This window comes from Acinetobacter boissieri, assembly GCF_900096955.1.
Taxonomy (GTDB): Bacteria; Pseudomonadota; Gammaproteobacteria; order Pseudomonadales; family Moraxellaceae; genus Acinetobacter; species Acinetobacter boissieri.
Genome location: NZ_FMYL01000002.1, coordinates 244,500 through 268,758 on the forward strand (window position 1 = coordinate 244,500; position 24,259 = coordinate 268,758).

At 34.4% G+C, this 24,259-nt stretch carries 24 protein-coding genes and 3 tRNA genes; 17 read left to right on the forward strand and 10 right to left on the reverse strand.

Going from position 1 to position 24,259, the window contains the following annotated elements:
• Positions 1-4: 4 nt before the first annotated feature.
• From BLS38_RS12970 to BLS38_RS03330, 3 genes are all read right to left on the reverse strand, one after another.
• The gene (locus tag BLS38_RS12970) at positions 5-175 is read right to left on the reverse strand and encodes a hypothetical protein (RefSeq protein ID WP_171258523.1); all 171 of its coding nucleotides are present in this window, start codon (positions 173-175) and stop codon (positions 5-7) included.
• Between the two features lie 72 nt (positions 176-247).
• Positions 248-1,414 carry a methionine adenosyltransferase gene (metK, locus tag BLS38_RS03325; protein WP_092746918.1) on the reverse strand — a complete coding sequence of 389 codons (1,167 nt, stop codon included), beginning with the start codon at positions 1,412-1,414 and terminating at the stop codon, positions 248-250.
• Positions 1,415-1,601: 187 nt separating this feature from the next.
• Entirely contained in the window at positions 1,602-2,228 is a 627-nt protein-coding gene (locus BLS38_RS03330) for a hypothetical protein (RefSeq protein ID WP_092746919.1), read from the reverse strand.
• Between the two features lie 458 nt (positions 2,229-2,686).
• On the opposite strand from BLS38_RS03330, the gene tkt reads away from it, so the two are divergent.
• Positions 2,687-4,675 carry a transketolase gene (tkt, locus tag BLS38_RS03335; RefSeq protein WP_092746920.1) on the forward strand — a complete coding sequence of 663 codons (1,989 nt, stop codon included), beginning with the start codon at positions 2,687-2,689 and terminating at the stop codon, positions 4,673-4,675.
• Between the two features lie 63 nt (positions 4,676-4,738).
• Here the strand turns inward: tkt and BLS38_RS03340 are convergent, their stop codons facing one another.
• Positions 4,739-5,608 carry an ATP-binding protein gene (locus tag BLS38_RS03340; protein WP_092746921.1) on the reverse strand — a complete coding sequence of 290 codons (870 nt, stop codon included), beginning with the start codon at positions 5,606-5,608 and terminating at the stop codon, positions 4,739-4,741.
• 175 nt (positions 5,609-5,783) lie between these two features.
• On the opposite strand from BLS38_RS03340, the gene BLS38_RS03345 reads away from it, so the two are divergent.
• From BLS38_RS03345 to BLS38_RS03365, 5 genes are all read left to right on the forward strand, one after another.
• Positions 5,784-7,268 carry a DUF3336 domain-containing protein gene (locus tag BLS38_RS03345; protein WP_092746922.1) on the forward strand — a complete coding sequence of 495 codons (1,485 nt, stop codon included), beginning with the start codon at positions 5,784-5,786 and terminating at the stop codon, positions 7,266-7,268.
• A gap of 36 nt (positions 7,269-7,304) precedes the next feature.
• A complete protein-coding gene (locus BLS38_RS03350) occupies positions 7,305-8,069 on the forward strand; it encodes a protein kinase domain-containing protein (protein WP_171258524.1) in 765 nt (254 codons plus the stop codon).
• Between the two features lie 107 nt (positions 8,070-8,176).
• Positions 8,177-8,261: transfer RNA gene (locus BLS38_RS03355), tRNA-Leu, on the forward strand.
• 19 nt (positions 8,262-8,280) lie between these two features.
• A tRNA-Trp gene (locus BLS38_RS03360) sits at positions 8,281-8,354 on the forward strand.
• 5 nt (positions 8,355-8,359) lie between these two features.
• A tRNA-Leu gene (locus BLS38_RS03365) sits at positions 8,360-8,444 on the forward strand.
• Between the two features lie 170 nt (positions 8,445-8,614).
• Here BLS38_RS03365 and BLS38_RS03370 read toward each other — a convergent pair.
• A complete protein-coding gene (locus BLS38_RS03370; RefSeq protein WP_092746924.1) occupies positions 8,615-9,853 on the reverse strand; it encodes an MFS transporter in 1,239 nt (412 codons plus the stop codon).
• Positions 9,854-10,118: 265 nt separating this feature from the next.
• Entirely contained in the window at positions 10,119-10,796 is a 678-nt protein-coding gene (locus BLS38_RS03375) for an HAD family hydrolase (RefSeq protein ID WP_092746925.1), read from the reverse strand.
• A gap of 431 nt (positions 10,797-11,227) precedes the next feature.
• On the opposite strand from BLS38_RS03375, the gene BLS38_RS03380 reads away from it, so the two are divergent.
• Complete coding sequence (locus BLS38_RS03380) at positions 11,228-11,857, forward strand: ATP-binding cassette domain-containing protein (RefSeq protein WP_092746926.1); 630 nt, start codon at positions 11,228-11,230, stop codon at positions 11,855-11,857.
• A gap of 1,458 nt (positions 11,858-13,315) precedes the next feature.
• On the opposite strand, the gene BLS38_RS03390 is transcribed toward BLS38_RS03380, so the two are convergent.
• Complete coding sequence (locus tag BLS38_RS03390) at positions 13,316-14,215, reverse strand: LysR family transcriptional regulator (protein WP_171258525.1); 900 nt, start codon at positions 14,213-14,215, stop codon at positions 13,316-13,318.
• A 242-nt stretch (positions 14,216-14,457) separates the two neighbouring features.
• Here BLS38_RS03390 and BLS38_RS03395 point away from each other — a divergent pair, with 242 nt between their 5' ends.
• Entirely contained in the window at positions 14,458-14,745 is a 288-nt protein-coding gene (locus BLS38_RS03395) for a DUF1330 domain-containing protein (protein WP_092746929.1), read from the forward strand.
• A gap of 216 nt (positions 14,746-14,961) precedes the next feature.
• Here the strand turns inward: BLS38_RS03395 and BLS38_RS03400 are convergent, their stop codons facing one another.
• Both BLS38_RS03400 and gloB read right to left on the reverse strand, forming a co-directional pair.
• Positions 14,962-15,165 carry a hypothetical protein gene (locus BLS38_RS03400; protein ID WP_092746930.1) on the reverse strand — a complete coding sequence of 68 codons (204 nt, stop codon included), beginning with the start codon at positions 15,163-15,165 and terminating at the stop codon, positions 14,962-14,964.
• A gap of 139 nt (positions 15,166-15,304) precedes the next feature.
• Positions 15,305-16,039, reverse strand: coding sequence for a hydroxyacylglutathione hydrolase (gene gloB / locus BLS38_RS03405; protein ID WP_092746931.1), 735 nt, complete (start codon positions 16,037-16,039; stop codon positions 15,305-15,307).
• 227 nt (positions 16,040-16,266) lie between these two features.
• Here gloB and pabC point away from each other — a divergent pair, with 227 nt between their 5' ends.
• From pabC to BLS38_RS03440, 7 genes are all read left to right on the forward strand, one after another.
• Positions 16,267-17,085, forward strand: coding sequence for an aminodeoxychorismate lyase (gene pabC / locus BLS38_RS03410; RefSeq protein ID WP_092746976.1), 819 nt, complete (start codon positions 16,267-16,269; stop codon positions 17,083-17,085).
• Positions 17,085-18,143, forward strand: coding sequence for an endolytic transglycosylase MltG (mltG, locus tag BLS38_RS03415; RefSeq protein ID WP_092746932.1), 1,059 nt, complete (start codon positions 17,085-17,087; stop codon positions 18,141-18,143). Before pabC ends, mltG begins: the two co-directional genes overlap by 1 nt.
• On the forward strand, positions 18,144-18,755 hold the full coding sequence (tmk, locus tag BLS38_RS03420) for a dTMP kinase (protein ID WP_092746933.1): 612 nt from the start codon (positions 18,144-18,146) through the stop codon (positions 18,753-18,755).
• A gap of 336 nt (positions 18,756-19,091) precedes the next feature.
• On the forward strand, positions 19,092-19,949 hold the full coding sequence (locus tag BLS38_RS03425; RefSeq protein ID WP_425283455.1) for an amino acid ABC transporter substrate-binding protein: 858 nt from the start codon (positions 19,092-19,094) through the stop codon (positions 19,947-19,949).
• A gap of 66 nt (positions 19,950-20,015) precedes the next feature.
• Positions 20,016-20,858, forward strand: a complete 843-nt coding sequence (locus tag BLS38_RS03430; RefSeq protein ID WP_092746935.1) for an amino acid ABC transporter permease — start codon at positions 20,016-20,018, stop codon at positions 20,856-20,858.
• Positions 20,859-20,860: 2 nt separating this feature from the next.
• Positions 20,861-21,538 (forward strand): amino acid ABC transporter permease, encoded by a 678-nt coding sequence (locus BLS38_RS03435; RefSeq protein ID WP_092746936.1) that lies wholly within the window; start codon positions 20,861-20,863, stop codon positions 21,536-21,538.
• 14 nt (positions 21,539-21,552) lie between these two features.
• A complete protein-coding gene (locus BLS38_RS03440) occupies positions 21,553-22,296 on the forward strand; it encodes an amino acid ABC transporter ATP-binding protein (protein ID WP_092746937.1) in 744 nt (247 codons plus the stop codon).
• Positions 22,297-22,300: 4 nt separating this feature from the next.
• On the opposite strand, the gene BLS38_RS03445 is transcribed toward BLS38_RS03440, so the two are convergent.
• Positions 22,301-22,882, reverse strand: coding sequence for a uracil-DNA glycosylase family protein (locus tag BLS38_RS03445; protein ID WP_092746938.1), 582 nt, complete (start codon positions 22,880-22,882; stop codon positions 22,301-22,303).
• A gap of 123 nt (positions 22,883-23,005) precedes the next feature.
• Between BLS38_RS03445 and BLS38_RS03450 the strand changes: the two genes are divergently transcribed.
• Together BLS38_RS03450 and BLS38_RS03455 are read left to right on the forward strand one after the other, a co-directional pair.
• Positions 23,006-23,338, forward strand: a complete 333-nt coding sequence (locus tag BLS38_RS03450) for a hypothetical protein (protein ID WP_092746939.1) — start codon at positions 23,006-23,008, stop codon at positions 23,336-23,338.
• 313 nt (positions 23,339-23,651) lie between these two features.
• The gene (locus BLS38_RS03455) at positions 23,652-24,161 is read left to right on the forward strand and encodes a GNAT family N-acetyltransferase (RefSeq protein WP_092746940.1); all 510 of its coding nucleotides are present in this window, start codon (positions 23,652-23,654) and stop codon (positions 24,159-24,161) included.
• Positions 24,162-24,259: the final 98 nt, after the last annotated feature.

Here is a 24,259-nt window from a genome sequence, read left to right on the forward strand (position 1 = left end):
TAAATCAGTCTTCTTCTTTAGATTTAACTTCTAACAAATTTTCGTTTTTTACAGGCATTTTTTTCTCTGTTTTATCATAACCATGGCTAGTTAGCTTACAGACATGGTTTTCAGAGCCCTTATAGCCTTTGCTACGGTTGGCTCTTTCTCTAAACTTGCCTTGGTTAATTAACATTAAAAATATATCCTTTCCATTGAAATTAAAAAAACCCACATAAACGTGGGTTTTTTTTATGATGTCATATGATTATAAGCCACTAGCATCGCGTAATGCTTGCATTTTATCGGTTTTTTCCCAAGTAAATGCATGGTCTGAACCATCACGGCCGAAGTGGCCATAAGTCGCTGTTTGTTGGTACATTGGCTGAATTAAGTTAAGCATACGTGTAATACCATATGGTCTTAAATCAAAGTGTTCACGAATCAAAGCAATAATCAGTGATTCATCTACTTTAGCTGTGCCAAATGTATTAATTGAAATGGATGTTGGTTCTGCAACACCAATGGCATAACTGACTTGAATTTCACATTTGTCGGCAAGGCCAGCAGCAACAACATTTTTAGCAACATAGCGACCTGCATAAGCTGCTGAACGGTCTACCTTTGATGGGTCTTTTCCAGAAAAAGCACCACCACCATGGCGTGCCATACCACCATAAGTATCAACAATAATCTTACGACCTGTTAGACCACAGTCACCTACAGGGCCACCAATAACAAATTTTCCTGTAGGGTTGATATGGAATTTGGTACTAGCATGAAACATATCGGCAGGAATAATTGGTTTGATAATTTCTTCAATAACAGCTTCTTTGAGTTGCTCTTGTGAAATGTCTGGGTCATGCTGTGTAGACAGTACAACGGCATCTAAACGTACTGGACGACCATTTTCATACGCAAAAGTCACTTGGCTTTTTGCGTCTGGGCGTAACCATGCCAACGTGCCATTACGGCGTAGTCTTGCTTGTTGTTCCATTAGACGATGTGCGTAAGATACGGGCGCAGGCATGAGTACATCTGTTTCACGGCTTGCGTAGCCAAACATGAGTCCTTGGTCACCTGCACCTTGATCTTCAGCATTTTGACGGTCAACTCCTTGCGCAATTTCAGGAGATTGTTTACCAATCATGTTAATCACAGCACATGTTGAACCATCAAAACCTAAGTCAGAGTGGTTGTAGCCAATGTCGTTGACTGTTTTGCGAACGATAGACTCCATATCTATATTTGCTGTAGTCGTAACTTCACCCGCTAGTACAACAGCCCCTGTTTTTACTAATGTTTCACAGGCAACCCGACCATGAGGGTCTTCTTTTAAGATAGCATCTAGAATTGCATCACTAATTTGGTCGGCCATTTTATCTGGATGACCTTCGCTTACAGATTCCGAAGTAAAAACAGCGTACTCGCGCATGAAAGTCCTATAGCAGTAATTTTTTAAAGACCAAGCATTTTACATTGAGTTCGGTAGAATCACTAGAGGCAGTTGCATTAATTGAATAAAATTCTTGCAAAGAAACAATTCTTTTAGTTTTATTCATTATTTTTGTTAAAAAAAAGCCTGTTTTGAGATTAAACAGGCTTTTAAATGGGTGAGTCGATTAATTAGTAATAGCTTGTTTTAAGCTATCTACTTTATTACCAGCATCTTTTCTCATTTCTCCAGTTTTTTCTGAAACAGCTTGAGTCTCTTTTTTCAAGCTTTGGTTCATTTGAGCTGTCTTTTCTTTGCTGTAGCCTTTGGTTTTATCCCATTTTTCACTAGTATAATTTTTGCTTTTGTCCCATTTGTCTGCAGTATAGTTCTTTGTCTTATCCCATTTGCCTGCTGTATCTGTTTTGGTTTTATTCAATGCTTCTGATGTGTACTTTTTTCCTTCATTCGCCGTTTTTTCAACAGATTGTTTGTTTTTTTCATAGCTATGTTTTGTTGCATCTTTAGCCTCAGTATACTTATCTTTCACTGTGGTGTCTGCTTTGCTCGAATCTGTTTTAATGTTGTTACCTGCTGCATTTGTTTTTTCTTCAGCTTTTTGCCAAGCTTGTTTAGCATCACCTTTTAGATCTTCTGCACGTGTCGTTGCAGATTTTTTAACGTCTTGATAGTCCTGTGAAATTGTTTGTAGGACGCCATTGCTATTGGTTGCTGTTTCAGCAGCATGTGTAAATGTGCTCAAACTGGCTATAGAGCAAAGAGTACCGACTAAAACTGTATTTTTAACTTTCATTGTTATACCTTAAATATATGAAACACATAATAATGTTAGCAATATTTAGATTTTTTGCTGTTAATAGATGTTTATAAATTGGTTGAGTCCTGACATAGTCTTGTTGTGAAGTTGTAACTTAAAAAGGTTTCAAAATAGATCTGTTTGTACTTTTTAGCGTAATCAATCGTTCTTAATTTTCTATCGCTCACTAGAGGTTCAACCATGCCTTTAAAATAAACCAGTAATAGAAGCGCTGTCATTTACGATTTATGATTATCTTTAAAAATATGACTTTGTTTATGCCACAGTCTTTAATTGTCACTAAAAAATACACATATTGAATGTTTTCTAGTAATAGAACCCCTTTTAGTACATAAATCATGACTTAGAGTCTTTACCCCGTCGCTTTTTTTTAAGACAATACGCACAGCTCAAATACCTATTCACATTTTTTGATTTATTTTTGGATCTGATCTATGACTACCCCTTTAAATGAACGTCGCATTGCCAATGCGATTCGTGTATTAGCGATGGATGCTGTTCAACAAGCGAACTCAGGGCATCCAGGTGCACCAATGGGGATGGCAGATATTGCTGATGTTGTATGGCGCGAATTTTTTAGCCACAACCCAACGAATCCACAATGGTTGAACCGCGACCGTTTTGTCCTTTCAAATGGCCATGGATCAATGTTGCAATATGCACTGCTTCATTTAACAGGTTATGACTTATCTTTAGATGATTTAAAACAATTTAGACAACTTCATTCAAAAACACCAGGTCACCCAGAATTGGGTTATGCACCAGGTATTGAAACAACAACAGGCCCTCTAGGTCAGGGTATTGCCAATGCAGTTGGTTTTGCTTTGGCAGAAAAAACCCTTGCTGCACAATTTAATAAAGAAAACTTTGATGTCGTAAACCATTTCACGTATGTATTTTTAGGTGATGGTTGTTTAATGGAAGGTATTTCCCATGAGGCATGTTCTTTAGCGGGGACTTTAGGTCTAGGTAAACTCGTTGCTTACTACGATGACAATGGTATTTCCATTGATGGCGAAGTAGAAGGTTGGTTTAGTGATGATACAGACCAGCGTTTTAAAGCATATGGTTGGCAAGTATTGCATGTAGATGGCCATGACCAAGATGCGATTCGTAACGCAACGGTTGAGGCAAGACAAGAGCTGAATAAGCCAACGCTTATTGTATGTAAAACAGTGATTGGTTTAGGTTCACCAAATAAACAAGGTAAAGAGTCAAGCCATGGTGCGCCACTAGGTACAGATGAGATTGCATTAACACGCCAAGCGCTTGGTTGGGATACGCCAGCATTTGAAGTACCTGCAGACATCTATGATGCGTGGGATGCTAAAGAAAAAGGTCAACAGTCTGAATTACAATGGAATGCGTTGTTTGCCAAGTATGAGTCACAATACCCAACTGAAGCTGCAGAGCTATTACGCCGTACGCATGGTGACTTACCTGTAAACTTTGTGGCTCAAGCAGATGAGTTTATTACACAAACTGTAGCAAAAGCAGAAACTATTGCAACCCGTAAAGCAAGCCAAAATACGCTACAAGCATTTGGCCCATTACTTCCAGAGTTTTTAGGTGGCTCGGCTGACTTGGCTGGTTCAAATTTAACACTATGGAAAGGTTGTGAAGGCGTACAAAACAATCCAGCAGGTAACTACGTGTATTACGGTGTACGTGAGTTTGGTATGACAGCGATTGCAAATGGTGTTGCATTGCATGGCGGTTTTGTTCCTTATGTTGCAACATTCCTGATGTTTATGGAATATGCGCGTAATGCAGTACGTATGTCTGCATTAATGAAACAACGTGTCATTCATGTTTATACGCATGACTCGATTGGTTTGGGTGAAGATGGTCCAACGCACCAACCGATTGAACAAATTGCATCTTTACGTAATACACCTAACTTAAATACATGGCGCCCTGCCGACACTGTAGAGACAGCAGTGGCTTGGAAATCATCTTTATTACGTAAAGATGGCCCATCTGCATTGATTTTATCTCGTCAAAACTTGGCTTTCCAAACACGTACAGATGCACAAATTGCAAATATTGTGAAAGGTGGTTATGTGCTTGCTGAAGAAAAAGGTGAGTTGCAAGCAATTATTATTGCTACAGGTTCTGAGGTTGATCTTGCAATGCAAGCGTATGCTCAATTAGAGGGTGTGCGTGTTGTGTCTATGCCATGTGCTGAAGAATTCATGAAGCAAGATGCTGCATACCGTGAATCAGTATTACCAGCTGCCATTCGTGCACGTGTTGCGGTAGAAGCTGCACATGTAGATTACTGGTGGAAATTTGTTGGTTTAGATGGTCAAGTGATTGGTATGAGTACTTATGGCGAGTCTGCACCTGCAAAAGCATTGTTTGAGCATTTTGGTATTACTGTTGAAGCAATTGTAAATTCAGTAAAAACAATGACTGCTTAATTTTAAAAAGTGATCTAAAAAAGCCTCCGCAATGCCGGAGGCTTTTTTATTGTCATTCATAAATTAAAGTTGGCTAAGTTGTTGCATACCGGCCCAATGTTTAGAAAATTGATATGCGGCACGCCCTGAGCGTTGTCCTCGACTTTGGCTCCATCTTAATGCTTCAGCTCTCACATGTTCATTATATTCAAGACCTGATTTTTGTAGGTAGTGTTCTACAATCTCTAAATACAAATTTTGATCCATGGGATAAAAAGAAAGCCATAAGCCAAAACGATCAGAAAGGGAAATTTTTTCTTCAATGGCTTCTTGAGGATGCAACTCGTTGTATTGAGGGACATCAACACGAGTCACAGGTGTATTTTCATGCATAAACTCTGGTAGTAAATGTCGTCTGTTACTGGTTGCATAAACAATAAATTGGTTATTACCAGACTGTAGTGAGCCATCTAGCGCGCTTTTTAAGCTACGGTAATTTTCATCTTCGGCATTAAATGCAAGATCATCACAGTAAATAATATATTTCTCTGGTCGGCCAACCAATAACTTCTCAATTAAATGTAGATCACATAAATCATTGCGTTCAATTTCAATCAGACGCAAACCTTGGCTTTGGTAAGAGTGTAATAAAGATCTTACAATTGAAGATTTACCTGTACCACGTGAGCCTGTAAGTAAAATATCATTTGCAGGTAAGCCATGAAGGAACTGTAAGGTATTTTGAATGATTTTTTCTTTTTGTCGCTCAATCCCTTTTAAATCATCTAAATAAATGGCTTTTGGATTATAAATCGGTATAAGTTGTTTATTTTTCCAATGGTAGGCAGGGGCAGAAAAATCGGTATCTTTTCTTAATTCGGGCAGGCTTTGTTGCAGTCTTTTAAGTACATCAGAGAGGGTATTTATGAGTGCATCTGGAATGTGTAATTGCATTGTTATGGCCAAAAAATCGAATGTGCACATGATCTTGGCGTGTTTTTTACATAATGTATAGATGAACGTCGTAAATTCTTTACGATAAGCAGTTTTATAAATGCTATATTTAAATCACAACAAACAAAACATTGCTGTGATTATAGTGCATGTGATGATGGGTTCGAGGTAAGTTATGCTTGATTTAATTTCCAAACATACGTCAAATATTCAACAGACGTTTAAAATAAAAAAATTAGAACATCAGCTGGCTAAAGCAGAGAACTATAAACAGTGGCAACATATTGCTTTTGAATTAGACCAATATACAGATGCTTTGGCATGGAAACATGACTTAGAGTCTTCTTATTTTGATGCAGACGTGATTTTAAGCCGGCTGAATGCATTAAGACAATACAGAGCACAACATAATATCCCTGCAGTTATTCATTTACTTAGAGAGGGGCTCAGTTACGATATTGCTAACATTTGTCATCCTATGCTTTTTTCAGTCATCCGTTTGGGTACAAAACAAGTCATTGAAGATTATGTGGCGGAGGTGAGTACGTGTTTGAGTGATATCTCCCAGTTGCCAAATGCAGAAATGAATCTTGAGCAAAAACAGAAGTTTTTTAACCATTGCCAAATTGCATATGGCCAGCCTGCTTTAATGTTTTCAGGTGGGGCAACACTTGGGCTATTTCATAGTGGTGTGTGTAAAGCACTTAAAGAACAAGACTTGTTGCCTAATGTATTGTCTGGAGCCAGTGCGGGTGCAGTCATGGCAGCGTTATTAGGTACAATTGATGCAGATAAGTTGGATGTACTCACACAAAGTGAAAATTTATTTAGTGATGTGTTTCAGTTTAAATCGTTTAAAATGCTATTAAAAGAACCGAGTGGCTTTACTAGTAATGAAGCATTAAAGAAATTCTTAATGGCGCATTTAGGTGATCTTACTTTTGCTGAAGCGTATGAAAAGTCAGGTTTGCATTTAAATATTGCTGTTGCGCCGTATAATGCAACACAAAAGCCCCAGTTGTTAAATCAGTATACCTCGCCAGATGTTTTGATTTGGAGTGCGGTATTGGCTTCTTGTGCTGTGCCAATATTATTTTCGCCCATTAAGCTTTTGGCAAAACGTAATGATGGGCAATATGTGCCATTTTTAGGGGATACCCAGTGGGTTGATGGCAGTGTGCGCAGTGATTTTCCACAAGAAAAAATGGCTCGTTTGTATAACATGAATTACAGTATTGCTAGTCAAGCCAACCCCCATGTTGTGCCATTTATGCAAACCGATGTAGAACGCTATAGACAAGATGTACTGAGTTGGCCCGAAAAAATAGTACGCCAGCAAGGAAAATTGTTGGTGAAAGGTGTGATGGATTTCACCCGTGAGCGTGTTGGTGCTGTGCCACAAGTTAGGCGACTACTTGATCATGGTTATGGCATTGTAGACCAGCATTACTATGGTGATATTAATATTATTGGTCAATATAGTTTACGCCACTATACCTATTTATTACAAAATCCAACGTCTGAAATTTTTAAAAAATTACAACTTGAAGGCGAACGTGCCACATGGCCAAAATTATCTATGATAGAAATGCATGCACGTGTAGGTAAGACCATTGAGCACATTGTGGCTGATTTAGAAAAACAACAAAATACGAGTTAATGTCCAATGTGTTTTGATTTAAATAAGCCTTATGCCGTGCACGCATGCCACCGTAAAAGCAGTGAAAAGTATGGTCGAAAGTTATATCGACTGATACAAAATGAACAACAATATTGGCTTAAATGTCAGCAAACTCAAAGTATTGAAGCATATAGTCAGGTGTATGTAGAAGGATGGCAAAGAGAGTTCCTTTTTTATCAAATGCATAAAAATGTTAGATGTGTACTACCCAATCAAATTGTAAATGTTACACAGATAAATGGTATTGAGATGGGGGGAGAGGGAATACTATTGCCTCATAAAAATCCCCATTTTGCGTTAGCTCCTCAAAATTTCTGTGAAGTACAGCAACGAATAAAAGCAGTCTGTCAGGTATTATTTCAATTCCATGCTCTAGGTTATGTGCATGGCGATATAAAAAAACATCACTTTTTAGCAGATTTACAAGGTCTTTATTTAATTGATTTTGAACATAGCTTTCATTACAGCACAGCGATTATAGGTACACATGCCACCCCACGTTATATGGCACCAGAGTTGTTTCATGGTGCTTTAAAAACGCAAGCAAGTGACTTTTATGCGCTTGGTATTGTGATTTATGAATGGCTCACACAAAAAAAACTATTTGCTCAAGATTATCATGATTGGGCAGTTTTACATTGTCAGTGTGAGTTTTATACTTTGCCTGAGGTATATAAAGTGTTACAGCCGATCTTAGATATTATGCTTAGCAAGCGAGTAGAACAAAGAAAACAGAGCTTACAGCAGTTAAAAAGTATATTAAATCAACAGATTGCTTGAAATTATATGTATTTTTCTTAATTTTGATTGATATTTGCACATGCGGTAATTTTTTTAATAAAAAGGCTTGTCAGCAATAATGGTTATCTATAATATACACAGCCATTGGGGGCGTGGCGAAATTGGTAGACGCACTGGATTTAGGTTCCAGCGCCGCAAGGTGTAAGAGTTCGAGTCTCTTCGCCCCCACCAACACATGAAAGTGTGTTATAGAGGATTGGTGTAATGGTAGCATGACGGTCTCCAAAACCGTTCGTAAAGGTTCGAATCCTTTATCCTCTGCCATGATTGGGGATGTGGCGAAATTGGTAGACGCACTGGATTTAGGTTCCAGCGCCGCAAGGTGTAAGAGTTCGAGTCTCTTCATCCCCACCATTAAAAAAGCAAGATTAAAAGTCTTGCTTTTTTTGTGTCTGAAATTTAGAAAAGAGTTTCTCTGATTTACATCATTTATAAGTTATTCAATTTAAACGAAGTCATGACATGTGTTTAATAGACATTATATGATACGAACAAAATGGTTATTTGCAAATTTATTCTAACCATCAGAAAATAATGTCCTCTGATTTGCGTAAACTGAAAAATAGAATCATCAATGAGATTAAATTAATTAAGCAATTGAAAATAAATACTTGTCTTGAACCTAAAAACTCGACAATGAATCCACCAGCCAGTGCACCTAAAGGCATTGTGCCATAAATTAATGTTCTTGCAGTACCTACAATCTTTCCCATAGTTTCTGGTGGTACAACACTTTGACGGTAAGTCGTTGAATATATATTAAATAATCCAAGGCAAAGTCCCCACAAAAAGTATCCGAGTGAAATAAATATAGCAGTAATCCAAATAGGTCCTGTTGCAAGTATCATAATGATAGAGCCCATAACCATGATTGTGATTGAGCACAGCATTAAAAATTTGACACTAAAAAATTGGCAGAGCCATCGTGCCAACAAATTTCCTAAAAGTGAGCCGATACCACTAAAAATTAATAGAGTAGAGGCAATTAATGTGTTAAATCCAAATAAATTTAGAGTCACTACAAAATAGACAGATTGGACAGCCATGAATCCTAAATTTGATATTGCACTTACGAGTACAATCCCCATAAGTGTTGGCCTTGATGCAAGCTCACGAAATCCATCGAAGAATGAATATTTAGGAAGCGAAGTAAGGTTTTTTTTATCTTTATCTTGTACTTTAAGCTGAGTAATAAATAGTGCTGAAATAAAAAATGTTAAGGCATTAATTAATAATGAAAATATCGCCCCTATAATACTTATAATAAATCCGCCTATGCCAGGACCACTAATTTCACCCACAGATGAAATCACCTCAAGATTTGAGTTTGCAGAAAGGCGTTTATCTGAAGGAATGATTATTGGAAATAATGAAGACATGGACAGCTCAAAAAATATTCGAGCGATACCAATTAAAAACGCAATTGCTATAATGAATTGAATATTAATGGTATAAAAAAAGTATAAAACAGGTATGGATAAAACTAGAATAAACCGAGTCAACTCTGCATAAATTGCAACTCGCTTTGTATCTGCTCGATCAACAAAAGACCCGATACCAATACTAAATAGTAAATTTGGTAAATAGCGCGCTGTAGATATTAAGCTAATTTCAATTACAGATGCATGTAAAAAATGGATGGCAATGATTGGAAGAGCAATATTGTGTATTGCTATACCTATGGTTGCAATAGCCTGCGAGTACCAAATGACTCTAAACTCGTTAAGTATCCATGCAGAATGAGAGGGTCTTTTTTTAAACAAATCAAAGCTCCTTTTTTAGTTTTTTTATAAGAAAAACCATATGATGTTTATGTCATTCTATATTTTATTTTTCATATGATATAAAGGTTTAGATGAATGATGAGGCCTTCAAATATATATCATATTTATTTAAAGCATTTTCATTTTTTAGCATTTCAGGCTTTATTTCCTTATCCTCTTCGAATTCTATTAACTATTAAATTAGCTATCGTACTTTCTAAGTACTTAATCCAACCGTTAAGTGGTCAAATCTAAATGTGAATATTTATAAAATAATTTTTTCTTCCAATCTTTTTATTGCATCTTCTAACTGGTTATAGTGATGAATACTTTCATCAGAAAATGGAGATTCAAGGCTTAGTATTGGATGAAAATAAATTGTTTGCATACCTACTTTTTTTGCACCTTCAATATCAGCTTTGGGGTTATCTCCAATAAAAATACAATCTAAAGGCATACAATTGAATTGTGTACAGGCATATATAAAAATCTGTGGATCAGGCTTTCTTAAACCAATGGCTTCTGAAACGACAACAAGAGAAAAATACTCAGATAGCCCAAGAGCATAAAAATTATGCTCTTGAAAAGGTGTTTTTCCATTGGATACTAGCCCCATCTGATACCCTTGTTTATGAAGCAATTGAATTGTTTCTTCTACACATTCAAATGATGTAGAAAACTTATTAAAATCATTAATATATGATTCAAGCAACTGCTGTTGATTATATTTTTTAATGTTGAAGTCTTTAATTAACTGATTATAAACAATATCTTTCCATACGGTTCCATTATTTTCTAGCTCAATAAATCGATGAATGAAAGATGCTTTTAGGTTTGGTGGAACTAATTTAAAGAAATTCACTTGCCAGTTAAGAAATTTGATTAAAGATTCATTTCGATTAAGAAGGGTTTGATCTAAGTCAAATAGAAGCGTTTTTTTCATTTTTTTAAATTCACCAATGGGAAGGAATAATTTTACCATTGAATCATTTATGTTTTACTATCGTTATAGCCATCTAATCTATCGTTTTGACACGGATGAATAATCAAGCATCTTTATACTGATTTAAATATGATTTTGTTAAAATGTATAAGTGATTATTAGGTAGTTTAGTTTAATGTTTTGTAAAATAACTTTATGAATAAAAAAGTACATATGAGCCAGTACTATGGTGTGTTAGTGTGGTTACAGTCATCGATAGGGTATCATTTCATAAATTAAAAAAGTATTGATAATTCTTGTAGTAAGAATTACGAATTCTGCGTACAGAAAATAATATTAAAAGCTTTTGCGCCAGTATTTTGTAGTTTTTACTTATTAAATTTTTCTGACTGGTTTCACTATAAAATTTTATTTAGGGGGAGAGGGGGAGTATGGAAGACTTTAGTTTTAAATTGGTCAATATTACAAAAAAATTTGATAAAAAAGTAATTTTAAATGCCATTAACCATGATTTCAATCAATATGGAATATATGCTTTTGTGGGAGAAAATGGATCTGGTAAATCGACATTACTATCAATTATTGCATGCGATTTAAAACCAGATTTAGGGCATGTTTTGATGAATAATCAGATCTGTAACGATAAAACGAATTATACTGAGATAGCATATATCCCAGATAAGGTATTAGCGTATCCATTTATAACAGGAATTGAATTTTTAGAATTAATATCTACGATTAGAAAAGTTCAATTTGAAAGATGTATTTTTTTAATGAATGCGTTTAACTTAGAAAAACATAAACATACAAAGTTTGAAAATATGTCACTAGGGACAGCAAAAAAATTTATGTTAATTTCTGCACTCATGACAGATTGTAAAATATTAGTAATGGATGAACCAACGAATGGTCTTGATTGTCATTCAGTCGATATATTTAATGATATTTTACTAAAAATGAGTTTAGATCGAATAATATTTATTACGAGTCATGATGAATGTATTTTAAACAATACCTTTGTAAGAAAAATAGAAATTAATCGATTGAATAACTTTCATTAGGTCTTATATGTTTTTAAATTTTAAAGCCTTTTATACAGTTTTTTACTGGAGAATATTATTTTTTTCAAAACAGACTTTTAGTGTTTTAAAAAACTATAGAAATATTTTTTTACTTTTAACATTACTTTTAGGACCAATGTTTTTTCTCATTCTAAGCTCATTGTCTACATTTGTAGTGAGGTTAATTGATCCTATATCTGTATTAGATAGTTTTTTAATTTGGAGTGGTTTTTTAGTTATTTACTTAGTATCAGTACTCGCACAAAAAAAATCTATATTAGGTGGAGTAGAGTACTATTTTTTAGTAAAAAATAATTTAGGAAAATATAGTCACTATTTTTTAAATATTTTTATTATACTTATATCTAATACTGTGCTATTGATCCCATTTTTAATATCACTGTTTAGTATTTTTTATCACAATAATCACTTAAATATTTTTTTAAGTTTTTTAACGATACTGTCTTATATTTTACTTCTATTGAATATTCAGCTAACGATCGTTACAGCCAATAGGATTATTTTTTTATCTCTATGTTTATTTACATATATAAGTATTTTTCTTATTCCAATATTAGGGAAATTATATATATCGCTTTTAATAAATATTATCTTATTAATCTTTTCATTCTATAAATTATCAAATAATATTCAGATTTTAAATGAAAAATCAAATACAAGATATTACAACATTAATTGCATAAAAATAAGTAGGAATTCTAGTTTGAATTTTAATCTTAATAAAATTATATTGCAGTACATTTTATTAAAAGAGATCTTTTTCCAAAAAATTATTTTAATAATCATCTCAATATTACCTTTAGTTATCTATTTTATAAAGGGTTACTTTTATTGGGAAAACATTAAAATTATAAATTTAATTTCTCTAAGTATTATTTCTTTTATTGCAGTATCTTTAGGGAAAATTGGGTATCTATTTAATTATAAATATAGAAGTAGCCTATGCTTTTTGATAAAAAATGGATTGGATTATAGAATATACTATTTATCATTTTTTTCGAATTTACTATTTTTTTCGACAATTCTTAGTATTCCAGCGATATCCACTATAAATATGACGCTAAGTTTAGTATCTTTTTTTAAAATTTTACTGATTTTGTATTTAGGTGTTTTTCTATCATTTCTTGTAAGTAAAAAAATTGAAGATCATCATATAATTTTTAAATTCTTTATTTGGATATTCATGATAATAAGTTTTTACTATTCTATTTTTAGTCATTTTTAAATTGAAAAAAATATTAATTTTTTAATGTCATTGTTTTTTTAATGAAATTTTAGAGTAAATGTTTGAATTATTTCAGATATATATAATATGGTTATATGAATATTATGAGCATAGTTTTCCGAAAAGTAATAATTTACCCATAACAATAGCTATAATGAATAAGTATAAAGAAATTTGAGTATATAACTCTATTTGGGTTTTAATGTAACGCATTACTTGAAGTAAGAAAAATGTGCAGATTTAAGGGTATCTATAACGAGTCTAATACGAGAGGGTAAAAAATTCGACTTTTTCCAAACAATATGGATTGGAAAGTTCAAACTAGGATAAGTATGTAAAACCTCTTTGAGTAGTCCTTTTTCAATATAAGGCTGAGCAAGCCATGAAGGCAACCAACCTAAACCTTCACCAGCCAATACGGATTCAAAAATAACTTCACTGTTATCTGTGATAAATCTACTTTTGGGATGTATTTCCATAATGTTGGATTGGCCATCTAAAAACTTCCAACTATGAATAAATCCGTCACGTACATAAATTAGAGCGTCATGGTCTTGTAAGTCATCTAACGACATAGGAATGCCTTTATTTTCGAAATATTTTTGTGATCCACAAACAATCATTTTGTGATTGCCTATTTTACAATAGGATAAATTACTATTTGGAAGTATATGGCCTGTACGGACAGCAATATCAATATCTTCTTGATTAAAATCAATAAATTTATCATTAAATGATGTGTATAAAACTAATTCTGGCTGTTCTTTTAATAAGTTTCTTAGTAGTGGACTGATATAGTTTTTTCCTAAAATTACAGGAACTGATATTTTGACCGTTCCCACAATCTTTTGTTGATGATTATGAATAAGTTCTTTGGCAATATTTAATTCCCTAATTGCTTTTTTGCTGTATTCATAAAAAATAGCACCTTCATTGGTTAATGCAAGTTCTCTGGTTGTTCGATGAAATAAAGTAACTTTTAAGTCTTGTTCTAATTTAAAAATAATTTTGCTAATGGCTGATTTTGTAAGAAACAATTTGTCAGCTGCTTTAGAAAAGCTATGTAGCTCCGTTACAGTTGTAAATACAACTAAATTTTTTAGCTCTTGCATAACAAATAATTCTTTCCTTTTTGGAAACATTGGTGGTAATTAAAATCAACTTTGTTTCCGTTATTTTAGGTTAATCTAGTAAAAATGCAATGTTGGATGGGTAGAGTCTAATTTTATTATGTCTATATTCATCCATATGTTGTAAAGACCAGTTGTCATCAGTGATTAAAACATGTGTCTAAGTAGGTTTATTTATAGTCATAAAGAGCTAATCTCCAGCTCAATTTTAAAGGGAAAAGAGTATGGCCGCATATTGGGTTGCACACGTAAACATTACAGATGGAGCAAAATTTAATGAATATATGCAAAAAGCGCCAAGTGTGATTAATCAATATAATGGAGAGCTACTTGTGTGTGGTGGACAGTCTGAAAATTTAGAAGGTCAATCATATCAGCAACACGTAGTGATAAAGTTTGAATCTTTAGATCAAGCAAAAGCATGTTATTTTTCTAAAGAATATCAACAAATCAAACAAATCAGACAAGGGGCTGGCGAAGTTATGGTCACATTACTAGATGGTATGTCTTAATTTTTAATACGATGCTTGCAGTATAAAAGTAGTTTTCTTAATTCTAAGAATATTTTTACGTTGTTGTGCTTTTGCTTGAGGAGTATGTATATTCTCAAGCATTTAAAATTTATATGAGTAATAACGGTCTTATTTGTGATTTTATGGCCGTTATGTTCTAAATTAACTGCAGTGAATTAATTCATCTATTTAATAACTGGTAAAATATAGATAATTTTAAGCTTTTAAATGATCCTCAAACTCTTCGCCCAATTGCATTGCAAGCGGATTTCCAGATAGTTCACAGGTTACTAACCCATACTCCTTTTTAAAACTAAAAGTAAAGCCTCGATTGTCTGTAAGACTTTTCACTGAATAACCTAGGTTTTCTAGCCAAATTCTAAACGCAATTAAATTTTTTGCTTTAACGACTTTTTTCATTTTAATAACACCCCTTAGTGTTGATCATTAAGATAGTTTATAGGGCTATTTCATATATTTTAAAGGGTGAATTGATATAATAATTGTGATTTTTTTTTACTTTTGTAAAGGGTATTTAAAAGTATTTAGATCAATTTTTTTAAAAGTGATCTTTTAATGTTCGAATATGACTAAACTCATCTATAGATTCAACACGTAAAAATGGATTTGTTTCTAGTTCTATTGATAAAGTGGTTGGTAACGTGATTTTCTTGAGTGACCGCAGGGCTTTTATGTTTTTAGCACGATCTTGTAATAATAAATTGTGTGGCTCTATGGTAAGTGCAAATTGAGCATTCGACAGCGTATATTCATGAGCACAGTAAATACGGGTATTTACAGGTAATGCTGACAAACGTTGTAATGAGTTAAACATTTGTTGGTGTGTTCCTTCAAAAATACGACCGCATCCCAATGCAAATAGAGTGTCACCAACAAAAGCACTGGATATCTCAGGGATGTAGTAGCAAATGTGTCCAAGTGTATGCCCGGGCGTATAGATAACTTCTATTTTCAAGTCTGAAAATTCAAAAAAATCACCATCTGTTAAAGCATGCGTGATCATTGGGATTTTTTGTTGCTCGTACATAGGACCATAAACAGGGACTTGATGCATTTCAAGTAAGCCACAGACACCGCCTGTATGATCTTTGTGCCAATGAGTCAGCCAAATACACTTCATATTCAGTTCATGTTTGATGCAGTAATCAATCACACACGCAGATTCAGTTGGATCAATCACTACAGTATTTTTAGTCTTTTGCTCTTCAATCAGCCAAATATAGTTTTGTGAATCATTTCCGACATCGATCACATGTATTTTGAAAGGTTGCATGATATTTTTCCTACAAGATATTAAATACTGTCTCAAGATACACTGTTATTTTATAAGATTTAGTTTTGATTAAACAATATTCACAAATTTCTCATCAGTAAAGCGTAACGTATTAAGATTGTCGGTAAAACATGATTTTTTAAATAAAATAGCAAGAAATTAAAGCATAATCCCACTAAACTATGTGCGTCAATGTATATGTATAAGGGGTAGGTGTGGAGCTGTGTTTGAAAAATGGGGTATTATTCGAACCCTATTGCGTTGCAATTCAAGATCGAGCCTTTCAGTATGGTGATGGCTGTTTTACAACGGCAAAAATACAGCTAAACCATATATCACTTTGGCCTTTACATGTACAACGTCTAAAACGAGATTGTGCAAAGCTCATGCTGACACCAGATTGGCACTACGTAGAATATCTTATTGAAGATATGAAAAAAGCCAGTCAACTTCAGTATTTTACAGGTACGATTAAAGTGATTATAAGTCGTGGAGAAGGCCCACGTGGTTATGGATTTTCTGCTTCACAAAAAGCAGATGTTTATGTGTTATTTTACGCAAGTCAGGTGGTTAAACCGAACTACAATGAGATTGTTGCTGATGTCTTAGCATTACCTATCGCGACACAATTGATGCCAGCATTGGTTGGTGTGAAATCTTTAAATCGTTTAGAACAAGTTTTGCTAAAGCATGAATTAAACAGTAAAGGCTTGAGCGAAGCATTGGTTTTAGACCATGAAGGCAAGGTGGTTGAAGGGGTGAGTAGTAACTGCTTTTTATATCTAAATGGTGCATGGCATACCCCTGAATTAAGTGGCAATGGAGTACATGGTGTGATGCGGACAGAAATTTTATCTCGAATGCGTAATTTAGGTATTGTTGTGTACGAAACAGATATATTTAAGCATATGTTGGACAAAGTCGATGCTTTATTTTTTTGTAATGCGCTCTGTCCAATGCAGGCAGTACACACCCTCTCAGGGCGTGATTTGAACACTTTTATAACGAAATCGCTATTTAATCTGCTGGTATTGGAACAAGTATAATGGTTACAAAATCATTGAAAACGAAAGTAAAAAAAATACTGACAGCACGAGTGTGGCTCATATGTTTTATTGTTGTGGCAATACTGATGAGTTCTGTCATATATAAAATGAGTTTAGGGAGAGTTTACCCAATTACAGCCAATAAGCAGTTTGTATCGATCAATACTGGAGAAACTTATGGCGGTTTAATTGATAAATTAGCTGAACAAAACAAAATTAATTTTCCTTTTGTGCTGAAATTGTACCGTAAACTATTTATACAGAGCCAATTAAAAGCGGGTGTATATGAAATTCATCAAGGAATGACTGTAAAACAGGTTTTTGACTTGATGTCAGATGCAGATAATGCACAAATGAATAAAATTATGGTGATTGATGGAACAACATCAAAACAACTGATTGAGCGTTTGAGAAAAGACCCAAATGTTGTAAAAACAGTTGTAAACTTGCCTGAAGCAGAGATGATGAAAGCTTTGGCTATTCCTTATCAAAATTTAGAAGGGTTACTTGCACCTGATACCTATTTTTTTATGAAAGGTGAAACAGATAAAAAAATTATCTTACATCTATATCATCGCCAAATGGATACTTTAGATCACGAATGGCAAAACAGGGCAAAGGGTTTACCTTATAAAAATAAATATGAAGCACTGATCATGGCTTCAATTGTTAAAAGAGAAACCAGTCTTGATCGTGAGCTGACTCAAGTATCAGGTGTTTTTGCCCGTCGTTTAGAGTTAGGTATGCGTCTGCAAACAGATCCCACAGTCATTTATGGTATGGGAGAGCGTTACAATGGTAAAATTACTAAACAAGATCTACGTACACCAACAGCGTACAATACTTATACGATTGCTGGACTGCCACCAACACCTATTGCACTACCAGACGCAAAATCTATAAATGCAGTGATGCACCCAGATGACTCAAAAAATGTCTATTTTGTGGCAACAGGTAATGGCGGTCATAAATTTAGTGAAAATTTAACTGACCATAACCAAGCAGTGCAAGACTACCTTTCGGTACTCAGATCTAAAAAAGATGGAGCAACACCTTAAATGTTTATTAGTTTTGAAGGCACAGAAGGTGTCGGTAAGAGCACGCTCATTCAGCGAATTAATAATACCTTACTACAAGAAAATAAGGAGGTAACTCTAACACGTGAGCCAGGAGGTACAGTGATTGCTGAGCGTATCCGAGCATTGTTGTTGGAAGTTCACCAAGAAAAAATGTGCTCTGATACAGAGCTTTTGTTGATGTATGCTGCCCGGAGCCAACATTTAACACAGGTTATTTTACCTGCATTAAATGCCAACCAGATTGTATTATGTGATCGTTTTACTGATGCAAGTTTTGCTTATCAAGTAATGGGACGTGGACTTGAATCAGAAAAATTAGAGATACTTAACCAAAAATTTATTACTCGTATGCCGGATCTGACGATTTGGCTTGATGCTCCTGTAGAAGTGGGTATTGCTAGAGCGAAAGCACGGGGTGAATTAGATCGTTTTGAGCAAGAAAAAATTTCATTTTTTAATAAAGTGCGTTCAGGGTACCAATATTTATATCAAACACAGCCTCAAAGAGTGAAAAGAATAGATGCGACCCAGTCACCTGAAGATGTTCTAGCACAATCTTTATCATATATACAAAAAGGCATTGTAATTTAAAGTGATTTAACGCCCATTAATTGGGCGTTATTTTTGTTATTTGCTTAATTTTGGTGCGATAGGGTTTTGTGTGAAAAAATACACATACCTAACTTATATTAAATAAATATTAATTTACAAAAACAATTAATTTAACCAATACAGTATGATAATCATTTCAGATAGACACTTTTTAACCAAATATGATAATTGATTCAAAGTTGGTACAGTATTTGCTTATATCTAGTTAGGGTTTTGGTAATCTTTTTTATCTTTAAAAAGAAACTAAAACAGGGCGAAGTCATAGAGGTTTACGGAATGAAATTTTTATCAAAATCTGTGCTAGTTTCAGCATTAATGGTGTCTAGCTTTGGCGGTCTAGTAACTGCGGCAAACGCTGCTGATACATTAGAAAAAATTAAAACAAGTGGCAAAATTATTATTGGTCACCGTGAATCATCGGATCCTATTTCATATGTTTCTGGCGGCAAAGCTGTAGGCTATGCTGTTGATATTTGTGACAATGTTGCAAATGAAATTAAAAAAGAATTAAAAATGCCAAACCTGAAAGTAGAATATAAGGCAATTACATCATCTACTCGTATTCCTGAACTCTTGTCAGGCAATATTGACATGGAATGTGGTACAACTACAAATTCTAAACAGCGTCAAGAGCAAGTAGGTTTCTCTACAAACTACTATGCAACTGAAGTTCGTATGGCTGTTAAGGCAAATTCTGGTATTAAAAGTATTGCTGATTTAAATGGTAAAGCTGTTGTAACCACACAAGGTACAACATCAGACAAATACATTAAAATGAATGAAAAAGGTCAGCAAGTAAATGTACAAAACGTTTACGGTAAAGATCATGCAGATTCATTCGCAATGCTTGCATCTGGTCGTGCAGCAGCATTTGTAATGGATGACAATATCCTTGCAGGTTTAATTGCAAAATCATCTAATCCAAAAGACTTTGCAATTGTAGGTCCTGTGCTTTCATCTGAACCTTACGGTATTATGATTGCTAAAGGCGATACAAAAATTAAAGCAGTTACAGATCGTGTTGTTACAGGTATGTGGAAGTCTGGTCAAATGGATCAATTGTACAAAAAATGGTTCCAATCACCAATTCCACCTAAAAATGTAAACTTGAACATGCATCAAAGTGAATCGTTCAAGCGTTTGAAACAACATCCTACTGACGTTGGTATCTAATATACCAGCGGGCTAAATACTGACCATCTTCCCAAAGGTGGTCAGTCTATTTTTTTAGGGGGATTTATGTCATTTGGTTCATTAAATTGGACAGCATTTTGCTCTGCTTCAAATGAATTTGGGGTAGATAAGGCTGGGTGGGCTGAGTCAATATGCCAACATATTGGTGGACAAAGCTACTCTGCAGCTGCAGAAGCACCAACATGGTTACAAATGCTTGGCTCAGGTGTGTTCACTATGGTGTGGACAGCATTTGGCGCATTTTTAATCGCTTTTTTTCTTGGATCGTTACTTGGCGTTTCTCGTACCTTACCTAACAAATGGTTAGCGGGTGTGGGTAATGTCTATGTAGAGATATTTCGAAACGTACCATTAATTGTACAGTTGTTCTTTTGGGCATTCATTTTCCCAGAATTTTTACCACATAGTATCAGTAGTGGTAGTGGTGAATTAGTTGCTGGTGGTTGGTGGAAGGGTTTACTGAATACGCATCCTGCTGCAATAGGTGTGTTTGCTTTAGGTCTGTACACAGCAGCACGTGTATCTGAACATATTCGTGCAGGTATTTTAACAGTATCTCGTGGTCAAAAATTTGCAGCTTCCGCAATGGGTTTTACCACAGCACAAAGTTATCGTTACGTAGTGTTACCCGTTGCCTACCGCATGGTTTGGCCAACAGTAACATCAGAAGCAATGAACGTGTTTAAGAACTCGGCGGTGTTATATGCATTAAGTGTATTGAACTTTTTTGCTTATACAAAAACCATGAGAGAAGAAACATCTCAAGATATTGTTATTTTGATTTTATCTACACCTGTTTATTTGGTTGTAACGTATTCAATCAAATATTTAATGGTTTGGATTGAGAAAAAAATGGCTGTACCTGGTCTAGGTTCGGGAGGTAAATAAGCATGGATTTTAGTTTACTACAACATGCAGAAGTATCTCAGGCACTTTTAAAAGGCTTACAGTTTACGCTGACAGTCACAGTTTTATCGATGATTGGTGGTATTTTAATTGGTACCCCACTCGCAATGATGCGTTTATCAAACAATAAGTTTGCTAGTAATTTTTCGAAAGTGTATGTAGATTGTTTTCGTGGTATTCCACTAATTCAAGTTATTTTTATTTTTTATTTTTTACTCCCAAAAGTTTTTGAATTCCAAACAGATACTTATTATGGTCCGCTGTTTTCAAGTGTAGTTACATTTGCAATCTTTGAAGCGGCGTTTTTCTCTGAAATTGTTCGTTCAGGAATACAATCTATTTCTAAAGGACAAGTTTCAGCAGGCTATGCGATTGGTTTTACCTATAGCCAATCCATGCGCTACGTTGTGTTACCACAGGCTTTTCGTAACATGCTTCCTGTGCTACTCACACAAACTATTATTTTATTTCAAGATGTTTCTTTGGTCTATGTTATTAGTGCACCTGACTTTTTAGGTAATGCCGATACACTCGCCAATACTTATGGCCCAGAAACTAAAGCAACATTTTATGCAGTAGTTGCGATCGTTTATTTTGCTATTTCTTTCTTCTTGTCTCGTTTAGTGAAACGTTTACAAGAAAAAATAGCCATCATACGTTAGTAGGGAAATTAAATATGCCAATGATTGACATCCAACATATCTCTAAATGGTATGGTGACTTCCGAGTATTGACAGATTGTTCAACCTCAATTGAAAAAGGTGATGTGGTTGTTGTATGTGGTCCATCGGGATCGGGAAAATCAACACTCATTAAAACTGTTAATGCACTTGAGCCATTTCAAAAAGGCAATATTATTGTTAATGGTGTATCGCTAAAAGATCCTAAAACCAATTTGGCACAATTTAGATCACATGTGGGTATGGTGTTTCAACATTTTGAGCTATTTCCTCACATGACTGTGATGGAAAACCTAACTATTGCTCAAGTGAAAGTATTGGGCCGTAACTTAGCAGACTCTCAAAAGAAAGCACTACAGTACCTAGAACGTGTTGGTATGATCACCCATAAAGATAAATTTCCAGGTCAGCTCTCTGGTGGTCAACAACAACGTATTGCGATTGCACGTGGTTTATGTATGGACCCAGTTTGTATGTTGTTTGATGAGCCAACATCTGCGCTTGACCCTGAAATGGTTGGTGAAGTTCTAGACGTTATGGTTCAACTTGCAAATGAAGGTATGACCATGATGTGTGTAACTCACGAAATGGGCTTTGCTAAGAAAGTATCTAACCGTTTGATTTTTATGGATGCAGGTGAGATTTTAGAAGACTGCTCTACAAAAGATTTCTTTGAAAATATTGACGAACGTCATGAACGTGCTCGTATTTTCTTGGATAAAATTCAAGCGGTACATTAAGTTCTTAACGAGCTTGAACCTCTTGAAAAAAATGCCGATATGCCTCCACCTTTTTTTCTAAAGCTAAAGGATATGCTCTAGAACTAGAGGGTAAACGATATAAGCCAAATGATCTATCTTGAATAGTAACTTGGCTTGATTGACCAATTTTAGGTATGGCTGTATCGGGGAAATGCAACATCATCGCCTGTGTTGCTTTCTCCCCAGTTGTCATGATTGTATGGCAATTGGGGATTTTTTTGAGTAATTTTAAGAGATTGGTTGGTTCTACAATATTTAAATGTAAGTCTGATGCATTTTGTTTGGTGCGAATGACTTTGTATGCTGTATCAAAAATACCAATATAATTTTTTTCTAAAAAGCGTGTGATACGGTCTAAATTAAATTGTTTATGCTGTAGATCTAAAAAATAATCTTTATCTTTAAAAAAAATAACCCCCATAATTCGCCACATATCATTTTGATAATTTGGATAATAAAAATTCATTTTCCATTTGTTTTGAGGCGGTGGAAAACTACCTAGCATTAGTATTTTCGTACCAGCCGGTAGAAATGGCTCTAGAGGATGCGTTTCAATATTCTGCATATTTTTCCTGTTAAAATTTAAATGAGTACACTGAATATTTTACTTTGGATGAAATCGATTAGGGATAAATACAGCTTCATGATATGGTGAAAGCTGTTTTCATGGTGTCGAGTAAATTTTATTATGTATGAATATAACTATAGAACAGGCTGGGGTGAAGCTAAATATGACTTTAGTACAGAGTTAAATAAAGAAGTCGAAGCTTTGGGCGAGCCGACGACTCAAGAGCAAGCAATTGAACAGTTAGGTTATATTTGTGATCAAAGTTTGTTTTTTAATCCTGAAAACTCACCTAAATATATTACTGTATTGATTGCAAAAGATGTAAGAACTGATTTATATCAATATATTGTAATTTTTGCTTTATATACAGACAGTGTAGAGTATTTTGGTGTGACTGATACACCAAGCCTAATAGAGCTTTTAGGTAAGCTTGTGCCATTGGTACAGTACTAATAATGGTATAGTGTGAAACACACATGGCTCGATAACAAGAATCTTTTGAGTGATTGAATCTTAATTATCTGCCATGTATTTGTTATAATTCATAAAAATAACCTTGAAGCACTAGAGTATATTTTCATTGAGTTGAAAGAATTAGCTATATCTTGTTTATCAGTTAATGATATGGTTATTAAAAATCTAATTTTAACCATTATGAATGTGAATTTTGAACCGCCTGTTAGGGCCACAGTAATATTCATTATAAATAAAAATGTGATTAAATTTTTACTCATTTGAATTGGTAGCGTTGAATAGGTTGGGTGTTATGACATCAGATGCTCATCATACAATTTTGGTTCGTTTAACCGTAGTAGAAGATTGGATGATTTTGAAAAATATTCGTCTACGATCTTTGTTAGATAGTCCAAGTGCTTTTGCAACAACGTATACAACTGCTCAACAATATACTAAGTTAGAGTGGTGTAATCGAGCATCATCTAAAAACCAACATCAATATGCTTTAGCAATGTATGACAAAGTACCGATAGGTATGATTGGATGGACTAAAAATACGCTACTTGAGTTTGAGATTATCGCAATGTGGGTTGATCCAATGTTTCGCGGAAAAGGGGTTGCCGACCAGCTTATGGTATTTATGAAAAAATTGGCGAAATATAATGGGTATCATCAGGCGGTATTAAACGTTTCTAAAAGTAATATGATTGCAAAACAGTTTTACTTGAGACATGGCTTTATTCTGATGACTGAAACAGAGGATTTGCCTATAGAAATAGATAATGAAACTCAAAAAATGGTGTGTACTTTATTATTTTAAGTAGGTGCATATAGTTTTATAGTATAAACCGTATAGCAAAATGGCAGTAGGCCAAAAGTGTTATACGGTTTTTTGTCTGAGTAAAGATTAAAATATAA